This is a genomic window from Ruminococcus bovis, from assembly GCF_005601135.1.
In the GTDB taxonomy this organism is placed as follows: Bacteria; Bacillota; Clostridia; order Oscillospirales; family Acutalibacteraceae; genus Ruminococcoides; species Ruminococcoides bovis.
Genome location: NZ_CP039381.1, coordinates 246,373 through 263,617 on the forward strand (window position 1 = coordinate 246,373; position 17,245 = coordinate 263,617).

Below are 17,245 nucleotides of genomic sequence, written 5' to 3' on the forward strand. Positions count from 1 at the left end.
TGCTACTTCTCCCAAATAGCAGTTGAACCACATGGTAGCACCAGTCCTGAACCGGATGCTCTTAGTCCGATTTCATCAGAACTAACCTTGCCACCAAACTTAGGCTTTAAAATTGCTCCAAGCATATATTCCATAACACCGGCAGAAAGACCTGTGCTATAGGAATTTAGAATGAAGAATACAGGGTCATCAGAAAGAACCTTTTCGCATAATTCTATTAAAGAATAAAGGTTATCTTCTAACTTCCAAACTTCTCCATTTGGACCTCTGCCGTATGATGGTGGGTCCATAATAATACCGTCATAGTGATGACCTCTACGGATTTCTCTTTCAACAAACTTAATGCAATCATCAACAAGCCATCTTACCGGTTTATCGGCAATACCACTTGCTACTGCATTTTCTTTTGCCCAAAGCACCATACCCTTTGAGGCATCAACATGACATACCCTTGCACCCTCTTTCATACAAGAAAGAGTAGCACAACCTGTATATCCAAACAAATTAAGAATGTTTAGTTCTCTGTTTTCATTTTTGATTTTATTTCTGGCAAAGTCCCAGTTTGTGGCTTGTTCAGGGAAAATACCTGTATGCTTAAAGCCCATTGTCTTTACATTGAACTTTAGGTCGTTATAGTTAACTGACCACTGCTTAGGTATCTTTCTGAAAATTTGCCACTCACCACCACCCTTATTACTACGGATATATCTTGCATGAGCTTTTCTCCATAGTGGGTGAGTTCTCTTTGTATGCCAAATAATTTGTGGGTCGGGTCTGATAAGAATTACATCTCCCCAACGCTCTAACTTTTCTCCATCTGAACAATCAATCAGTTCATAATCTTTCCAATTATCTGCTATTCTCATTAACTTAATCTTTCCCTTACAACACTGGCTGCTTCTTCTGCAAGAACAGAAATTTCCTGATAATCTTCGCCTTCAAGCATAACTCTTACAAGTGGTTCTGTGCCTGATACTCTAACAAGAATTCTGCCTCTGCTACCCAGAATATCTGTTACCTGCTTAACTTCTGCCTTAATAGCCTTATCTGTATAGAACTTAGGCTTCATTTCGTTAGAAATCTTAACATTGATAAGTACCTGAGGGTATCTCTTCATAACCTTTGCCATTTCTGATAGAGTTTCGTTTCTTCTCTTCATAATTGACATTAGCTGAACACCTGTTAGCTGACCGTCACCTGTTGTAGCATAGTCACTAAAGATAATGTGACCACTCTGTTCGCCACCAATGTTGTAGCCACTTAACTGCATTTCTTCAAGAACATATCTGTCACCAACTTTAGTAGCCTCAAATCTAAGTCCCTTTTCTTCACAGAACTTTTGGAAGCCCATATTTGTCATAACTGTACCAACAACTGCATTGCCCTTTAGGACACCTCTTCTGTGCATATCATCAGCACAAATAGCAATTAGGAAGTCACCGTCAACCATATTTCCCTTTTCGTCAACTGCAAGACATCTGTCTGCATCACCGTCAAAAGCAAGACCTGCCTGTAGTCCATTCTTGCGAACATAATCCATAAGATTTTCCATATGAGTTGAACCACAATCCTGGTTGATATTTGTACCGTCAGGTTCTGCTGAAAGGATATGTACCTTTGCACCTAGGCTAGTAAATAGCTTTTCTGCAGTAACTGAAGAAGAACCGTTTGAACAGTCAATAGCAATTTCAAGACCTGAAAGGTCACCTTCAATTGTTGACTTAATATGTTCAATGTACATATCGGTTGCATTCTTGTTGTAGCTAACCTTACCAATATCACCACCATAAGAAAGGTCAGGTGTGTGTTCTTTATCTAGAATAATATCTTCAATCTTTTCTTCAATTTCGTCAGGTAGCTTGAAACCTTCTTCATTAAATAGCTTAATACCGTTAAATTCAAATGGGTTATGTGATGCTGAAATCATAATACCTGCATCAGCATTAAATTCTTTTACTAAGTAAGCAACTGCAGGTGTTGGAACTACTCCAAGAATAATTACATTTGCACCAACAGAAGTTAGACCTGCTACTAATGCACCCTCCAGCATATCACCGGAAACTCTTGTATCTTTACCGATAACGAATGTTGGATGCTTTACATCTTCATTTGTTAATACTACGGCTGCTGCTCTACCGATTGATAGTGCTAAGTCAACTGTTAATTCTTTGTTTGCAATACCTCTAGCACCATCTGTGCCGAAAATTCTTCCCATAAAATACTCCTTTTAATCTAATTAGTTTTATATTTTCTATATGTTGTTTGTTATTTATTTTACGGGCGAATATTATGTTCGCCCCTACAATGTTTTATCTATCGGATTAGTTTTAGATAATCTATAGATTGTATCAAGACAATCCCTCCGATTACTTCGTAATCACCAGCCACTGCATAAGTTCGCAAAGCCAAATATAAAATTTGGATGCTCACTTATCCCTTTACACAAGGGAGGCTGATGAGCTTGTTTTAAATGCAAGTTTATACATAAGACAAAGTATCGTATAAAATAAACTTTCCTTACGGGCGAACACTTAAGTGAACATCAAAGAAAGCAAGCCATAGGCGTAGCTTGATTTGCTAATGTGAACTTATGCAAAAGTTTTTAATCATAAAAACTTTTGTAGTCGCCCCTACAACTGTAAACTAAAATTTTGTGGTTAAATATATTTCGCCCCTACATTATAGTAACTATTGATTTATTCTACACAAAAATTAATTATTACCAAACAAGGTTGGTTGGTTATTTGACTTACCAAAGTCATAACCTAAATGTCTATAGCCCTCAGCAGTAACACATCTGCCTCTTGGGGTTCTTTGTAAGAAACCGATTTGCATTAAGTAAGGCTCATAAACATCTTCAATAGTAACTGCCTCTTCACCAATGGCAGCAGCCAAAGTTTCCAAACCTACAGGCCCACCATTGTAAAACTTAATCATTGACTCTAACATTCTTCTATCGTTTTGGTCAAGACCAAGTTCATCAATTTCCATTTTGTCAAGGGCTGTCCTAGCTATATCGCAAGTAACCTTACCATTGTTTAGCACTTGAGCAAAGTCACGAACACGCTTTAGCAGTCTGTTGGCAATACGAGGTGTACCTCTTGAACGAGATGCAAGTTCTAATGCACCGTCATGGTCAATATCCACATTAAGAATACCGGCTGACCTTGTAATAATAGTTGATAATTCTTCAGGAGAATAAAGTTCAAGTCTTAGTGTAACACCGAATCTATCTCTCAACGGAGCTGTAAGCTGACCGGCTCTTGTTGTTGCACCAACTAAAGTGAACCTTGGTAGTGGCAAATGGTAAGATGCTGCCATCTGACCTTTACCTGTAATAATATCAATTGCAAAGTCCTCCATTGCCGGATAAAGGATTTCTTCAACACTTCTGTTTAGACGGTGAATTTCGTCAATAAACAGTACATCACCTTCATTTAGGTTAGTTAAAAGTGCTGCCAAGTCCCCCGGTTTTTCAATTGCAGGGCCTGATGTAATTCTAATGTTAACACCAAGTTCATTTGCAATAATCTGAGAAAGTGTTGTTTTGCCAAGTCCCGGAGGTCCATATAAAAGTACATGGTCAAGGGACTCTCCTCTCTGCATTGCTGCATCAATATATATCTTTAAATTTTCCTTAACCTTATCTTGTCCAATATAATCACCTAAAGTTTTTGGTCTTAGGGGATTATCATTATCCATAGTAAGGTTGTCTTCAGGAATTTCGTGAGTATCTACTATTCTATTTTCATAGTCCATTTCAAAATCATTTTGAAAATCCATATTATCTTCCTAACTTCTTAAGTGTAGCACCAATCATCTGTTCAACAGAAAGTGATGGGTCTAGCTTTGTGAGTATTGGTGTAACTTCTGCTGAACTAAAACCAAGTACTGCAAGTGCTTGAACTGCTGCCGGAATATTACCGGTAGGTGCTTTTACTGCAATTCCATCAGTAGTTTCAGCATTACCCTCAAACTCAATACTCTTGAACTTATCCTTTAATTCAAGGACAATTCTCTGTGCCATCTTAGGTCCAATACCGTTAGCTTGGGTAATAGTCTTAAAGTCACCGGAAGAAACTGCAACTGCAACCTGTTCCGGTGAAAGAATAGACAAGATTGAAATACCTGCCTTTGGTCCTACACCATTTACATTTATCAGTAACTTATATGTGTTAAGTTCGCTGACTGTAGAAAAACCAAAAAGCTCTACTGCATCTTCCCTAACTGACATATAAGTATAAAGCTTAACTTCTGTATTTAGTTTTAAATCTTTTAGAGTGTTTAAGGTTGTTCTGCAACCATAACCTACACCACCACATTCCACAACAGCTAAATTCTGTTCTGTATGTACCAGTGTACCCTTTAGAGAATAAATCACTTTTTATATTCCCCTTTTCATCATATATTGTCTAAGTCCTGAACCGGCTGACTGTGTATGTGTTATTGCAATAGCCAAAGCATCGGCAGTATCATCCGGTTTTGGAGTTTCTTTAAGTCTAAGTAATCTTCTTGTCATTTCCATAACCTGAGGTTTCTTGGCTTTACCGTAACCGGTAACTGCAGTTTTCACTTGAAGTGGAGTGTACTCAAACACAGGAACTCCCATCTTCTGTGCTGCTAAAAGGATAACACCTCTTGCCTCAGCAACCATAATTGCAGTCTTGGCATTAGTCTGGAAATACAGCCTTTCAATAGACATAGCGTCAGGCTTTGTACGCTTAATAACTTCAACTAAATCGTCATAAATAATCTCTAGTCTTCGGTTAAAATCAGTATCAGCCTTAGTAATAATTGAGCCGAAAGAAATTGGTGTAAATGAGTTATTTTTGTAGTTTATTGCACCATAGCCAACAATAGCATATCCCGGGTCAATACCCAAAACAACCATAACAACATTCCTTTCTAGTGATAGTAACCCATATTTAGATTATTATATCATAGAGAGAGTTCTTACGCAACAAGCAAGAACACTATTTTTCTAATTAATATAGGGATTTTTTCATTTATTTTTATGTAGTTTTTTAAGTGTAATACTTTTGCTTTCATATGTGATTTTTACTGAGTCATTATTTATTTTGTACTTGAAAATATATTTTGACAAAGTTTCTTTATCGTTTATGGTAAAATCATTTTCGTTTACTACTGTTACACCTGTGATTATATAACTTTTATTGTCCTTTTTATCTTGCAAAGTAAATTTACCTTTGTCATCAATAAACTGTAGTTTACAGTTTAAGTTATCATTATCCTTTTCTACCCACACATTAGCCTTTAATTCCTTAGCATTTGTATCAATAATTTCACTGCAAGAAGTTAAAAATAACACTAAAAAAGCCAGTAAATAAACTATAGCAATCTTGATTTTCATAAGTAAACATCAGCCTCCATAGTACTACTTATGAGAGAAAAAAATAATTATAACTTTTGCACAATAAAATCTTGCAATATAGATAAATAATGTGTATAATAAAGCCAAGGAGGAGTATTTATGTACAAAGAATATTTAGATACAGTTAGTGTTTTTGAAACTAATGGAGAAGTGAAACCTTTTGGTTGGAGTAAAGAGCCAATATTTTTCTACAACAAAATCAACTCCTCCGGTTCTGTTTTTAAAAGAAAAGAATCTGACACTTACATTGTTCACAACAACCACCTTATACTTACAGTTACCCTTGCAAATTTAGGAGCATATGGTTTTCTTAGTGGTTTTCTGATTGACCTTGATGGTTTTAAGATGGGCAAAAAGGTTGTAAAGAAAATGCTACCACTTGTTAAGTTTAGAATGCCTGAAAGTTCTCTTTCAGGAGATGTGGCATATAATGACAATCAGATTGGTGTAAAATTTTCTAAAGCAGGTTCTAAGAGATTTTTAAAATGCGATTTTCTGGATTTTTATGATAGCAAAAATCTTTACTTTAATATTGAAATTGATGAAAATAATGCAGAAAGTATGAATGTTACTATTCCATTTGAAAGTAACAAGACAAGCTTTTTTGTAAAAAGATTTTTACCACAAATGAAAGCCACCGGTTTGGTGCGTTTTGGTGGTAGTGAATATGACCTTGACAATGAAAAGACTTCTGCAACTCTTATTTGGGAAAGGTATTCTACACCTAATAAAGAAAATTATCATCAGTTAATTGCCGAAGGTTACTACAACAAAAAGCTGATTACCTTGCAGTTATGTGACGGTATTTCTGATGACTCGGCAGGTATTGAGAACTGCTTATTTATTGACGGTAAAATGAGAAAGCTAAGCAAAGTTAAGGGCAAAGGTAGATTTAGTGATGTACATTCTACATGGACCTTTGAGGATGAAGAAAGAAACATTTACATTGAATTCTTACCGTCAAATAAAAACGGTGGTGCTTTGCATACAGAAATTGACAAAAGAAAAATTATTTACGGAAACTTTTACGGTCACATATTTGACGAAAAAGGTGATGTAATAAAAATTGATGGATTTGATGGATTACTGGTTAATTCAATCATATAAAGCTTCCTTATAAAACACGAAATGGACGACTAAACAGTCGTCCATTTTGTTATATAACATTAAATTTATCTATTTGAATAAGTAGCTTTATTTTTAGCATCAACTATATTTGAGAAGATGCCCATTGATGAAAGGAATACTATTGGGAAGTAAAGAATAATTGCAATTGTTGAACCCCAACCAAGGTTAGCAAGACCATTTGTCATACCGATAATTAAGAAAACTTCAACTACTGATGAAAGCACACCGTAGATATTCTTTATATTTCTTTTCTTATCAAAGCTGAAAATAAAAAATCCGATAATTGGAATTAATGCAACAACAATACTCTGAATTGCAGCCTCTACAACCCCACTCTTAATGGAATAAAAAATTGTTGCAAAACAACTATGATAAACAGTTGCATTATTAAAGTCACGAATATAACCACTTGTTAGGAAAAAAATCTGTGCTATGTACAAACCACAAACAGTAAGTCTGATTTTGTTGGTTGTGCTTTTTTTCTTTGCCATAAACAATACTCCTTTATTCATAAAATAAATGTGGACGATAATTTTCGCCCACATTTTTTAATTAGTTTGAACTACTTTTTGTACTAGACTTTGAACTACTTTTCTTTGAACTGCTTGAACTACCACTTGATAGATACTTTTTACTAGCTTTATTAAATACATAGTTAGCAAGTTCACTTCTTGTCTTGTCCCAATCGGTAATCTTAACAACTGATGATTCATAACCGTTGATAATAGGGTTATCATAAGTCCATAGCTTATTAGGGTCACTTTCTTCACCGATTGGAATATGGAACTGATACATAGGGTACTTTAGAAGTGTTAAAGCACTTGACATTAGAGAAGTAATATCGTTCTGCTTAAAGTTAGTCTGAATCATAGGACCAACTTCCTTTACAACTGCAAGTAGTTCTGTAAATGAAGCATTCTTAAACTTCTTAACTACTGTGTTAATCAGCTTTCTCTGTCTTTCTGTTCTATCCCAGTCACTACCGGCAAAAACTTCTGTTGTACTGATTTCGTCACTACCTCTGTTACGAGCATACCAAAGTGCCTGTTGACCGTTTAGCTTTACATTTCTGGTCTTTTCAACTTTGTTTCCGTTGCTATCATAAATGTAGTTACCGTTTTTATCTTTCTTGTAAACTGACTTACAATACTTTTCAGGGATTTTCTTGCACTTTTGATGGTTATAATCAATCTGTGCATTAATGTATCTTGCTTCAACACCGGTAATAGGAATTGTTACACCACCAAGTGCATTGATAACATCTTTAAATCCACTAAAATCAATAATACCGTATCTGTCAACCTTGATACCAAAGTTGCTTTCAATAGTTTTAACTGCTAACTTAGCACCACCAAATGAATATGATGCATTAAGTTTGTTCCAACCTTCGTTACTGTCACCGGAAGGAATATAAACATAAGTATCTCTTAAGAATGAAGTCATCTTAATCTGCTTATGAACAACATCAACTGACACAAGAATCATTGAGTCTGAACGACCATTGTCATCCTTAGACTCTTTACTGTCTTGACCAAAAAGCATAACATTTAGAACATCTTTGTTGGCAAGTAGTTTATTATCGGAGATAACACCGTTACCTCTATCATCTTTAACTGTATAGTTCTTTGTATTTTTAGTTAGTGTTCCCTCTTCATCACCTAAGGAATTCATAATTGATGAGGCATAAACCAAAGCACCACCTGAAACAACAAACAGAACTGCCATTACAATTGACACAATCTGAATAATTGTATTTCTTTTCTTATGAACTGCCTTTGTAGATTTTGAAGAAATATCTATAAAGTCGCTATTAGTAGCTTTACTTACTTTTTCTTTTTTAGGTTTTGGAGGTTCAACTCCACGAGTACCACGATATGCTGCCACTATATTGCCCCTTTCTAAATATATTTTTCAATATATTTTATCTAATAAATTATACAAGAGGTTTCTTACTATATAATTCTTTTAAAGAATTATAATGCAATTTTGGACAATATTCACATAGTTTTCACCTAATTTTTTAGTTGTATTGAAGAATACTGTAAAATACAGGTAAAATCGGCATTTTATCTACTTTAGTAGTATTTATTTAATATGTTAACTTACTCTTTTTGTCAGTTACTTTATTAAATACAAAGTTGGCAACTTTACTTCTTGTTTTCTCCCAATCGTTAATTTCTACAACATCATATTTCTGTCCATTTGGATAGTATGTATTATAGAACCAAAGTTTGTTTTGGTCACTTTCTTCACCGATTGGCACATTAAACTGATACATTGGGTACTTCATAATTTTGAATACACATGTAAACAGAGAAGTGATTTCGTTGGACTTAAAGTTAGTTTGAACCATAGGACCAACCTTTTCAACTGCTGAAACTAAATTTGTAAAGGATGCACCCTTAAATTCATCAATAAGCGCTTTAATAACCTTTCTCTGTCTATCAGTTCTATCCCAGTCATTACCACTAAAGTTTTCTCCACCAAGTTCTGTACTACCTCTGTTACGAGCATACCAAAGAGCTTGTTTACCGGTTAGCTTAACTTTTCTGGTGATTTCTACTTTATCACCGTTTCTGTCATAACTATACTTACCGTTCTTATCTTTCTTGTAAACTGATTTACAATACTTCTTTGCTACCTTAGGGCATTTCTGATTATTATGTTCAATCTGTGCATTAATATATCTTGCTTCATTACCTGTAATAGGAATTGTTAAGCCACCTAAGGCATCAATAATATCTTTAAATCCACTAAAGTCAACAATAGCATATCTGTCAATCTTAATACCAAAGTTGCTTTCAATAGTCTTTACTGTTAGCTTTGCTCCACCATGGTTATATGACTCATTAAGTTTATACCAACCTTCAAAATCATCACCTGATGGAATATAAACATAAGTATCTCTTAAAAAAGAAGTGAGCTTAATTTGCTTATTTGTCACATCAACAGAAAGAAGAATCATTGTATCTGAACGACCATTGTCATACTTTGAGTCTTTATTATCTTGACCAAACAGCATAACATTTAACACATCTTTATTAGCAAGAAGTTTATTGTCAGAGATAACACCGTTACCTCTGTCGTCCTTAACTGTATAATTCTTTGTGTCTTTATCTGCACTGTCATCGGTAATTGAATCGATAATTGAAGATGCATATACCAAAGCACCACCACAAGCAACAAAAATTACTGCCATTACTATTGCAACAACTTGAATAATTGTATTTTTCTTCTTATAAACTGACTTTGTTGACTTAGAAGAAATATCAACTACATCATTATCCACTACAATAGACTGTTCATTGGTAGGTTGCTTAATAACTTTTTCTTTTTTCTTTTTCTCCGGAGTAATTGCTCTTTTTCCCTGATAAGCCATAATACTATTCCTTTCTGTAAAAATCTCTTATCTTCCATATTTTTATCATTATACACCAAAAGTAAAAGATTTTTATTCTAATAAAGAAATATAATACTAGTTAGCTATATATGTGAACTATATACACTTACTCTAACTTATCTAAAGTTAGCTGAAATGATGGGATAAATTCTTTAATAAATTCGTCAACTACCGGCATATTCATATTTTCTAATGACTTCTTAGTTGTTTCAAAGGCATCTGTAAATTCTCTATTACCTACCTTAATTTCTTCCATACATTTTGTAAGTGCTGAAATCTTATCACCGGCTTTTACATATTTCCAAAGAATTTCATCCTTTTCATTATAATGTAAAATATCATCATAATAATGTCTTAGTGACTGTGGCAAAAGAGAAAGTAACCTTTCTTCTGCTAAATTTTCTACCTTTTTATATGCATCACAAATTTCAGGATTAAAGTACTTTATTGGTGTTGGCAAGTCACCTGTAATAATCTCACTGGAATCGTGATACATACCAAGTACTGCACCTCTGTCGGCATTTAGATTTTCGCCGAATTTATCATTGTGCATTAAAATCAAACAATGAGTAAACATTGCAACTTGCAAAGAATGTTCACTTATATTTTCATTAAAAGTATTGTTCATTAAACCCCAACGGTTAATATATTTCATTCTGCTAATCATAGCGAAAAAGTGGCTATTACTCATTTTTACTTCATCTCCAAAAAATTATAAATATATAATGCAAAAATCTTTATAATATGTTATACTGTTGTTATATTATATCCTATTTTAGATTTATAGTAAATAATTTTTAACAATTTAGGAGAATAATGGATAATTATGAATTTAAGAAAATCTTTATATAGAAAAGAAAAGAACTATGCACTAATGTCCTTTTTGCTGGGTATCTTATTTGCAAGTTTGTTTTTCATTCCAAATATGATAGCCGGTAATGGTTACTTTGTATTTTACGGTGACTTTAATGCTCAGCAAATCCCATTTTATCAGATGGTTCACGATTCTATTTTGAATGGTGATACAATGTGGAGCAATACAACAGACCTTGGTGCTAACCTTGTAGGTAGTTATAGTTTCTATCTACTTGGCAGTCCTTTCTTTTGGATAACACTACTGTTCCCTTCAGGTGCAGTACCTTACCTTATGGGGCCTTTGCTAATTTTAAAAATTGCTTGTGCCTCACTTACATCATATCTTTTCTTACAAAGATATGTAAAGAACAAATCTACTGCTGTATTTGGTGCTTTACTATATGCATTTAGTGGATTTAGTGTTTACAATGTATTTTTCAACCACTTTCATGAGGCAATACTGATTTTCCCACTTTTGCTATATTCTATTGATGAATATATGTATAAGAAAAGAAAAGGCATTGTTGCTTTAAGTGTATTTTTAGCTTGTACAATGAACTACTATTTCTTTGTAGGTCAGGTTGTATTTGTTATTATTTATTGGGTACTTAGAATTTGTACAAAAACTTACCCTAAAATTAAATTTACAGAATTACTGATATTAGCTTTTGAAGTTATTATAGGTTTCTTAATGACTGCTGTAATTCTTCTGCCATCTATTCTATCTGTTATTCAGAACAACAGATTATCGGAATGGCCTAACGGTTGGAATGCAGTTGTATATGATACACCACAGAAGTATGTACACATTATTGAGTCATTCTTCTTCCCACCTGATATTGCAGCAAGACCTAACTTTACACCTGACAGTGGTGGTAACTGGGCAAGTATTGCAGGTTGGTTACCTCTTGTTGGTATGACAGGTGTTATAGGTTTCTTACAAACTAAAGAAAAGCATTGGTTAAATAAGTTAATTCCACTACTGATTGTAGTTGCACTTGTACCAATCTTTAATGCAGCTTTCCAAGGTTTTAATATGAATTACTATGCAAGATGGTTCTATATGTTCGACCTTATCCTAGTTCTTGCAACAGTAATTTCTATGGAAAATGCTGAAGTTGACTGGCTAAAGGCTACAAGAATTTCTGCCGGTATAACTGTTGTAATTCTTCTGCTTGTTGGTTTAATGCCTAATACAAGTGAAGTTGACAATAAAACAACTTTTGGACTTGAGAATTATTCTGAATGGTTATGGATTTACGGTAGCATTGCAATTGTTTCTATGTGTGGATTTGTGTTTATTCTAAAAGCATTTGCTCACAACAGAAAAAAGATGATGAGAATGTTAGCCTTAGCTTTAGCATTAGTTGTTGCAGTATATGGCAACTACTTAGTATATTTAGGTGTATTACAATCTAACAAAGACTTTATCATTGACTATTCACTAAATGGTGGTAAAGACCTAAAGATTTATGACATTAAAAATGTTAGAAGTGACTTTTATGAATGTACAGACAACCTGGGAATGTACTGGCAGATACCTAACATTCAAGCATTTCAAAGCATAGTACCCGGTTCAATTATGGACTTCTACCCTACATTTGACAGTGCAAGAGATGTTGCATCAAGACCTGATACTGAGCTTTATGGTTTAAGAGGTTTACTGTCTGTTAAGTATTTATTTGACAATCCTAGTGATGATGAAAACTTTATTGATGAAGACGGCAACACTAAAATGCCGGGATTTAAATATCTAGACACCGGAAACGGTGTTAACATTTATGAAAATCAATATTATGTACCTATGGGCTTTATGTACAATGACTTTATTTCAAGTAAAGAATTTAAGGATATTCCTACAAACAACAGAGATAAAGCACTTATGAAAGCTATGGTGCTTTCCAAAAAACAAATGAAGAAATATTCATCCATTACAGGTTATAAAGAAAGTAATGATGACTCTTCTTACACAAGTAGCAAAGCTGACAGTTTTACTTATAATGAAAGTTCATACAAGAAAGATTGTGAAAACAGAAAAAATCAAAGTTGTAAAAACTTTAAGTACATTAACAACGGTTTTACTGCTACAATAGATAATAAAGGCAAAGACAATTTAGTATTTTTCTCTGTACCATATGAAGATGGTTGGAGTGCTTATGTTAACGGTAAAGAAGTTAATATTGAAAAGGTAAATGTTAGCTTTATGGCTGTTAAAGTTGATGGAAATTCCACCAGTGAAATTAAGTTTACTTACAAAACTCCGGGACTATCAGCCGGTTTTGCTATTACATTAATTTCAGGTGTTATTTACATAGGATATATAGGTTTCTTATATTATAGAAAGAGAAAAGTAAAAAAATAATTTGGAGGTAATCGTATGTATTTTGGTAAAAACATTTTAAAATATAAAGAGGACATTCTAAAGGACTTAAAGACTTTAATTTCTTTCCAATCTATTTCAGGTGAAAATCAGGGAGATTGTGAACAGGCACTTAACTTTATTCTTGATAAAGCTAAGGAATTTGGTCTTGATTCTAAGAATATTGAAAATATTGCCGGTCATGCACAGCTTGGCAACAGTGGTGACTTATGTGGTGTACTTACTCACCTTGATGTTGTACCTGCAGGTAACAACTGGGATTCACTACCATTTGAATTAACAAGAAAAGACGGCAGACTATACGGCAGAGGTGTTGCTGATGATAAAGGTGCTGCACTTATTACTCTTTACTGCTTAAAGGCACTTAAGGATGCCGGTGTTGAAGGTAAAAACACCTTGAGAGCTATTTACGGTACTGATGAAGAAAAAGGTATGAAAGATATGGAAACATATTTTGAAAACGAGAAAATGCCTGAATATAGCTTTACACCTGACAGTGACTATGGTATTTGTCAATGTGAAAAGGGTATCCTACAACTGGAGATTACTGCTGAAACTAATGACGGTACAACACTTAATGAATTTCATGCCGGTAAGGCAGTAAACATTGTTCCTGATACTGCTTACGCTATGGTTGACTGTAGTGAATATGACGACCACAACCTAGTAAGATTTGCAGATGCTATGGACTGTGACTTTGACTTCCACTACACAATTGACGGTGTTATGATTATTTCTCACGGTAGAGCAAGTCATGCTTGTGTACCTAACAAAGGTAAAAATGCTGCTACTGCACTTGTGGAACTACTTGCATCTAACTTTAACTATGTTCAGTTAGGTTCACTATGTTCATTCATCAATTCATCAATCGGTCTTGAAACTAACGGTAATTCCCTAGGCATCAAAATGAGAGACAGTATTTCCGGTGAATTAACAGTAAATGTTGGTTCAATTCAAATTGATGATAAATCAGCTAAAGCTAAGATTGATGTTCGTTATCCTGTTACAATGGATGGCAATGTTATTCTGTATAGAATTAAGAAAATTGCAAGTAAAGACAATCTTCATGTTAAGGTACTTAGCCACCTAAAGCCACTTAATATGGACGAAAATGCTCCTATTATCTCACTGCTAAAGTCAGCTTACAGTGAAGTTATGGGTGAAGAACCTGAGCTATATTCTACAGGTGGTGGAACATATGCAAGAATGTTAGACAACAAGGGTGTTGCCTTTGGTCCTGTATTTAAGGATGACACAAGCAATATGCACAATGCTAACGAAAGTCTTGATGAAGAAAAGTTCTTTAAACATGCAGAAATTTGCTTAGAGGCTATGTACAGACTTTACACAGGCAACTTTGACTGAGGAAATTATGAACATTGAACAAACAATTAAGAAACAGTCACTTGCCTTACTTGCCAAGGATAATTGGGGCAATGCTATCGGAGGTTTCCTGATAGCTGTCCTCCCTACTGTTCTGCTAATGATACTTGATGAAGTTATCTACAACATAATAAACTTATTTGTAAATACAAACACTCTGTTTTATCAAGGGGTACTGTCATTTATTTCTCTTGCACTTGTGGTTGTGTGGTTGTTTTCCACACCTATATTTACAGGATATTTTAGAATGTGTTACCTAATTTCTAAAAATCAAGACTACTCATTAAAGGATATTTTTTACTACTTTAACAAAGAAAAGTACAACAAATGTCTTAGCTTAAACCTAAACATTATGATAAGAATTTTAGGTTATTTTATGATTTTTACTGTTCCAGCCTTGATTTTTTCCGTATTTTTTGCTATAACATCATATGTTGCACTTCTTGCATTTGCTATTACTTTAACAGTAATGGCTTTTGTTGCAACAATTTTTGTGTGTATTAAATATACAATAGTACCTTGTATTTATTTTGAAGATGAAAGCATAAGCAATGAAGAAATTATAAAATTGGGATTAAACTTTATTTCTGATAAATTAAATGATTGTAGAAAAATTTTACTTTCTTTTCTACCATATATTTTACTTTGCTTTTTTATTGTACCACTTGTTTTCGTTGTACCTTATATTACAGTTGCGTTTATGAATAACGGAAAGTGGATTGCAAGTTTGTATATTCAAGAATAAGGGTTTATTGAAAGGGTAGGATTATGACTGTATCAATTTGTATGATTGCACTTAACGAAGGTGCAGTTCTTAATGGTCTTTTTAGGGATATATCAAATCAAGATTATCCTCATAATCAAATTGAAGTTGTACTTGTTGATTCTTTTTCTAAGGACAACACACTTGAAATGATGAATGATTTTAAGAATTCCGATTATGGCTTTATGGATGTTAAGATTGTTCAGAACAATAGAGGTAATCAGGCTTCCAGTTGGAATGAGGCTTTAAAGGTAGCTACCGGTGATATTATTATCAGAGTAGATGCTCATGCAAGTATTCCAAGAAACTTTATCACTAAAAATGTTATGCACCTTGAAGAAGGTGAAAATGTTACCGGTGGTGGCAGACCTAACATTGTACTTGGTGAGTCACCTTGGAAACAGACACTTCTTGCAGCAGAAGAATCACTTTTCGGTTCATCTATTGCTTCCTACAGAAGAAGACCTGTTCAAAAAGAATATGTTGACAGTATGTTTCATGCTGCTTATAAGAGAGAGGTTTTCGCCAAAGTCGGTGGATTTAACGAGGACTTAGGCAGAACTGAGGATAACGAAATGCACTATCGCATTAGAAAAGCCGGTTACAAGTTATGTTGTTGTCCTGATATTATCTCTTATCAAATGACAAGAAACACCCTGCCTAATATGATTAAGCAAAAGTATGGTAACGGTTATTGGATTGGCTTAACACTTGGTGTATGCAAGGAATGTTTAAGCTACTTCCACTTTGTACCGTTTGTATTTGTTATGGCTTTGCTGGGAAGCATAATTTTCTCTTGCTTTGGAATTCATATTTTCCTAATACTACTTGGTATAGCTTATGGTATGTTTGACCTTGTAAATACAGTATCCTGTTGTATTGTAAGGAAATTTTATCCTCAGTTTGTACTTTTGCCACTAATTTTTCCTTTACTTCACATAACCTACGGTATAGGTACAGTTGTGGGACTTATAAAACTCCCATTCTGGAAAAAAAGTTTAAATGACAGCTCTAAGAAACAGATTGAAGAAGTAAAAGAAAAGATTATTAGCAACACTAAAAGATGATAGGTGGATAAGGATATGTCACAGCCAATAAAACTTTCAAAGGAAACAATAAGGGAACTTCAACTAAAGGAACTTGAGTCCTTGAGAGTATTTAAAGAATTTTGTCAGAAAAACAACCTACTGTTTTATTTTTGTGGTGGTTGTTGTATCGGAACACTTAGGCATCAAGGTTTTATCCCTTGGGATGATGATGTTGATGTATTTATGCCAAGACAAGATTATGAAATTCTCTTAAAAGAATGGCCAAAGCAAGTTGGCAATGCCGGTAGATACAGACTACTTAAAACTGATGTAAATTCAACATTTACAGGAAATATTTTTGCTACATTTGTTGATACAAAATATACTTGTGTTAAAGAAAATCAAGAAAATATTGATGTGCCACATGGTTTGGTAATGGATATTATGCCACTGGATGGTTGTCCTGACGGTAAGTTTAAGAGATATATGCAGTTGTTCCACTGCTTACTCTACTCCCTATTTATGAGTGAAGTTGTACCGGAAAAGCATGGTGGTGCAGTTGCATTCTTTAGTAAAATTCTTCTTGGTATCTTTAGAGGCAGAAAAATTCGCACAAAAATTTGGAAACATTGTGAGAAAAAGATGACTGCCTACCCTATTGAAGAATGTACATATATTACAGAACTTTGTGCCGGTCCACATTATATGATGAATAAGTATCCAAAAGAATGTTTTGAAAGTGCAATTTTTGAACCATTTGAAGGTGAACTTTTCCCTATTCCTGTTGGATATGACACCTACTTAAAAATAGCTTTTGGCGACTATATGGAGCTACCTCCTGAGGATAAGCAAGTGCCTCATCATGACCTAGTTGCACTGGATTTAAATAAATCTTGCCTAAATATGCCTAAATAAT

At 34.1% G+C, this 17,245-nt stretch carries 16 protein-coding genes; 6 read left to right on the forward strand and 10 right to left on the reverse strand.

The annotated features are described in order from the left end of the window. Positions 1-2: 2 nt before the first annotated feature. The 6 genes from E5Z56_RS01210 to E5Z56_RS01235 all read right to left on the reverse strand — a co-directional run bounded on the left by E5Z56_RS01210 (position 3) and on the right by E5Z56_RS01235 (position 5,371). A complete protein-coding gene (locus E5Z56_RS01210; protein ID WP_022505428.1) occupies positions 3-866 on the reverse strand; it encodes a class I SAM-dependent methyltransferase in 864 nt (287 codons plus the stop codon). Beyond that, the gene (gene glmM, locus E5Z56_RS01215; RefSeq protein WP_138156164.1) at positions 866-2,215 is read right to left on the reverse strand and encodes a phosphoglucosamine mutase; all 1,350 of its coding nucleotides are present in this window, start codon (positions 2,213-2,215) and stop codon (positions 866-868) included. The genes E5Z56_RS01210 and glmM overlap by 1 nt, the downstream gene beginning before the upstream one ends. A gap of 497 nt (positions 2,216-2,712) precedes the next feature. Continuing rightward, positions 2,713-3,783: a Holliday junction branch migration DNA helicase RuvB gene (gene ruvB, locus E5Z56_RS01220; RefSeq protein ID WP_138156165.1), complete on the reverse strand. Its 1,071-nt coding sequence runs from the start codon at positions 3,781-3,783 to the stop codon at positions 2,713-2,715. Between the two features lies 1 nt (position 3,784). Next, positions 3,785-4,381: a Holliday junction branch migration protein RuvA gene (ruvA, locus tag E5Z56_RS01225; RefSeq protein WP_138156166.1), complete on the reverse strand. Its 597-nt coding sequence runs from the start codon at positions 4,379-4,381 to the stop codon at positions 3,785-3,787. Positions 4,382-4,384: 3 nt separating this feature from the next. Next, on the reverse strand, positions 4,385-4,891 hold the full coding sequence (gene ruvC, locus E5Z56_RS01230; protein ID WP_138156167.1) for a crossover junction endodeoxyribonuclease RuvC: 507 nt from the start codon (positions 4,889-4,891) through the stop codon (positions 4,385-4,387). A 111-nt stretch (positions 4,892-5,002) separates the two neighbouring features. After that, positions 5,003-5,371 carry a hypothetical protein gene (locus tag E5Z56_RS01235; protein ID WP_138156168.1) on the reverse strand — a complete coding sequence of 123 codons (369 nt, stop codon included), beginning with the start codon at positions 5,369-5,371 and terminating at the stop codon, positions 5,003-5,005. 120 nt (positions 5,372-5,491) lie between these two features. On the opposite strand from E5Z56_RS01235, the gene E5Z56_RS01240 reads away from it, so the two are divergent. Next, positions 5,492-6,499, forward strand: coding sequence for a DUF2804 domain-containing protein (locus E5Z56_RS01240; protein WP_138156169.1), 1,008 nt, complete (start codon positions 5,492-5,494; stop codon positions 6,497-6,499). Positions 6,500-6,564: 65 nt separating this feature from the next. On the opposite strand, the gene E5Z56_RS01245 is transcribed toward E5Z56_RS01240, so the two are convergent. From E5Z56_RS01245 to yfbR, 4 genes are all read right to left on the reverse strand, one after another. Further along, complete coding sequence (locus E5Z56_RS01245; RefSeq protein WP_138156170.1) at positions 6,565-7,011, reverse strand: hypothetical protein; 447 nt, start codon at positions 7,009-7,011, stop codon at positions 6,565-6,567. Between the two features lie 61 nt (positions 7,012-7,072). Continuing rightward, a complete protein-coding gene (locus E5Z56_RS01250; protein ID WP_138156171.1) occupies positions 7,073-8,404 on the reverse strand; it encodes an LCP family protein in 1,332 nt (443 codons plus the stop codon). A 205-nt stretch (positions 8,405-8,609) separates the two neighbouring features. Further along, on the reverse strand, positions 8,610-9,899 hold the full coding sequence (locus E5Z56_RS01255) for an LCP family protein (RefSeq protein ID WP_138156172.1): 1,290 nt from the start codon (positions 9,897-9,899) through the stop codon (positions 8,610-8,612). A 127-nt stretch (positions 9,900-10,026) separates the two neighbouring features. Beyond that, positions 10,027-10,611 (reverse strand): 5'-deoxynucleotidase, encoded by a 585-nt coding sequence (gene yfbR / locus E5Z56_RS01260; protein ID WP_138156173.1) that lies wholly within the window; start codon positions 10,609-10,611, stop codon positions 10,027-10,029. 135 nt (positions 10,612-10,746) lie between these two features. Here yfbR and E5Z56_RS01265 point away from each other — a divergent pair, with 135 nt between their 5' ends. From E5Z56_RS01265 to E5Z56_RS01285, 5 genes are read left to right on the forward strand one after another with little or no spacing between them, the layout of a single operon-like run. Further along, on the forward strand, positions 10,747-13,137 hold the full coding sequence (locus E5Z56_RS01265; protein ID WP_138156174.1) for a YfhO family protein: 2,391 nt from the start codon (positions 10,747-10,749) through the stop codon (positions 13,135-13,137). A gap of 15 nt (positions 13,138-13,152) precedes the next feature. Continuing rightward, positions 13,153-14,520, forward strand: a complete 1,368-nt coding sequence (locus E5Z56_RS01270; RefSeq protein WP_138156175.1) for a Sapep family Mn(2+)-dependent dipeptidase — start codon at positions 13,153-13,155, stop codon at positions 14,518-14,520. A gap of 7 nt (positions 14,521-14,527) precedes the next feature. After that, positions 14,528-15,283: a hypothetical protein gene (locus E5Z56_RS01275; protein ID WP_138156176.1), complete on the forward strand. Its 756-nt coding sequence runs from the start codon at positions 14,528-14,530 to the stop codon at positions 15,281-15,283. A gap of 23 nt (positions 15,284-15,306) precedes the next feature. Next, positions 15,307-16,368 carry a glycosyltransferase family 2 protein gene (locus E5Z56_RS01280; protein WP_138156177.1) on the forward strand — a complete coding sequence of 354 codons (1,062 nt, stop codon included), beginning with the start codon at positions 15,307-15,309 and terminating at the stop codon, positions 16,366-16,368. A 15-nt stretch (positions 16,369-16,383) separates the two neighbouring features. After that, positions 16,384-17,244 carry a LicD family protein gene (locus E5Z56_RS01285; protein WP_138156178.1) on the forward strand — a complete coding sequence of 287 codons (861 nt, stop codon included), beginning with the start codon at positions 16,384-16,386 and terminating at the stop codon, positions 17,242-17,244. The last annotated feature ends 1 nt before the right edge of the window (position 17,245 follow it).

What these genes read in the sequence shown, in the direction of transcription:
- E5Z56_RS01265 (WP_138156174.1), top strand. Translation starts at nt 10,747, where the DNA reads ATGAATTTAAGAAAATCTTTATATAGAAAAGAAAAGAACTATGCACTA.
- E5Z56_RS01235 (WP_138156168.1), bottom strand. Translation starts at nt 5,371, where the DNA reads ATGAAAATCAAGATTGCTATAGTTTATTTACTGGCTTTTTTAGTGTTA.
- E5Z56_RS01245 (WP_138156170.1), bottom strand. Translation starts at nt 7,011, where the DNA reads ATGGCAAAGAAAAAAAGCACAACCAACAAAATCAGACTTACTGTTTGT.
- E5Z56_RS01240 (WP_138156169.1), top strand. Translation starts at nt 5,492, where the DNA reads ATGTACAAAGAATATTTAGATACAGTTAGTGTTTTTGAAACTAATGGA.
- E5Z56_RS01270 (WP_138156175.1), top strand. Translation starts at nt 13,153, where the DNA reads ATGTATTTTGGTAAAAACATTTTAAAATATAAAGAGGACATTCTAAAG.
- ruvB (WP_138156165.1), bottom strand. Translation starts at nt 3,783, where the DNA reads ATGGATTTTCAAAATGATTTTGAAATGGACTATGAAAATAGAATAGTA.
- E5Z56_RS01275 (WP_138156176.1), top strand. Translation starts at nt 14,528, where the DNA reads ATGAACATTGAACAAACAATTAAGAAACAGTCACTTGCCTTACTTGCC.
- E5Z56_RS01255 (WP_138156172.1), bottom strand. Translation starts at nt 9,899, where the DNA reads ATGGCTTATCAGGGAAAAAGAGCAATTACTCCGGAGAAAAAGAAAAAA.
- glmM (WP_138156164.1), bottom strand. Translation starts at nt 2,215, where the DNA reads ATGGGAAGAATTTTCGGCACAGATGGTGCTAGAGGTATTGCAAACAAA.
- E5Z56_RS01210 (WP_022505428.1), bottom strand. Translation starts at nt 866, where the DNA reads ATGAGAATAGCAGATAATTGGAAAGATTATGAACTGATTGATTGTTCA.
- yfbR (WP_138156173.1), bottom strand. Translation starts at nt 10,611, where the DNA reads ATGAGTAATAGCCACTTTTTCGCTATGATTAGCAGAATGAAATATATT.
- E5Z56_RS01280 (WP_138156177.1), top strand. Translation starts at nt 15,307, where the DNA reads ATGACTGTATCAATTTGTATGATTGCACTTAACGAAGGTGCAGTTCTT.
- ruvC (WP_138156167.1), bottom strand. Translation starts at nt 4,891, where the DNA reads ATGGTTGTTTTGGGTATTGACCCGGGATATGCTATTGTTGGCTATGGT.
- E5Z56_RS01285 (WP_138156178.1), top strand. Translation starts at nt 16,384, where the DNA reads ATGTCACAGCCAATAAAACTTTCAAAGGAAACAATAAGGGAACTTCAA.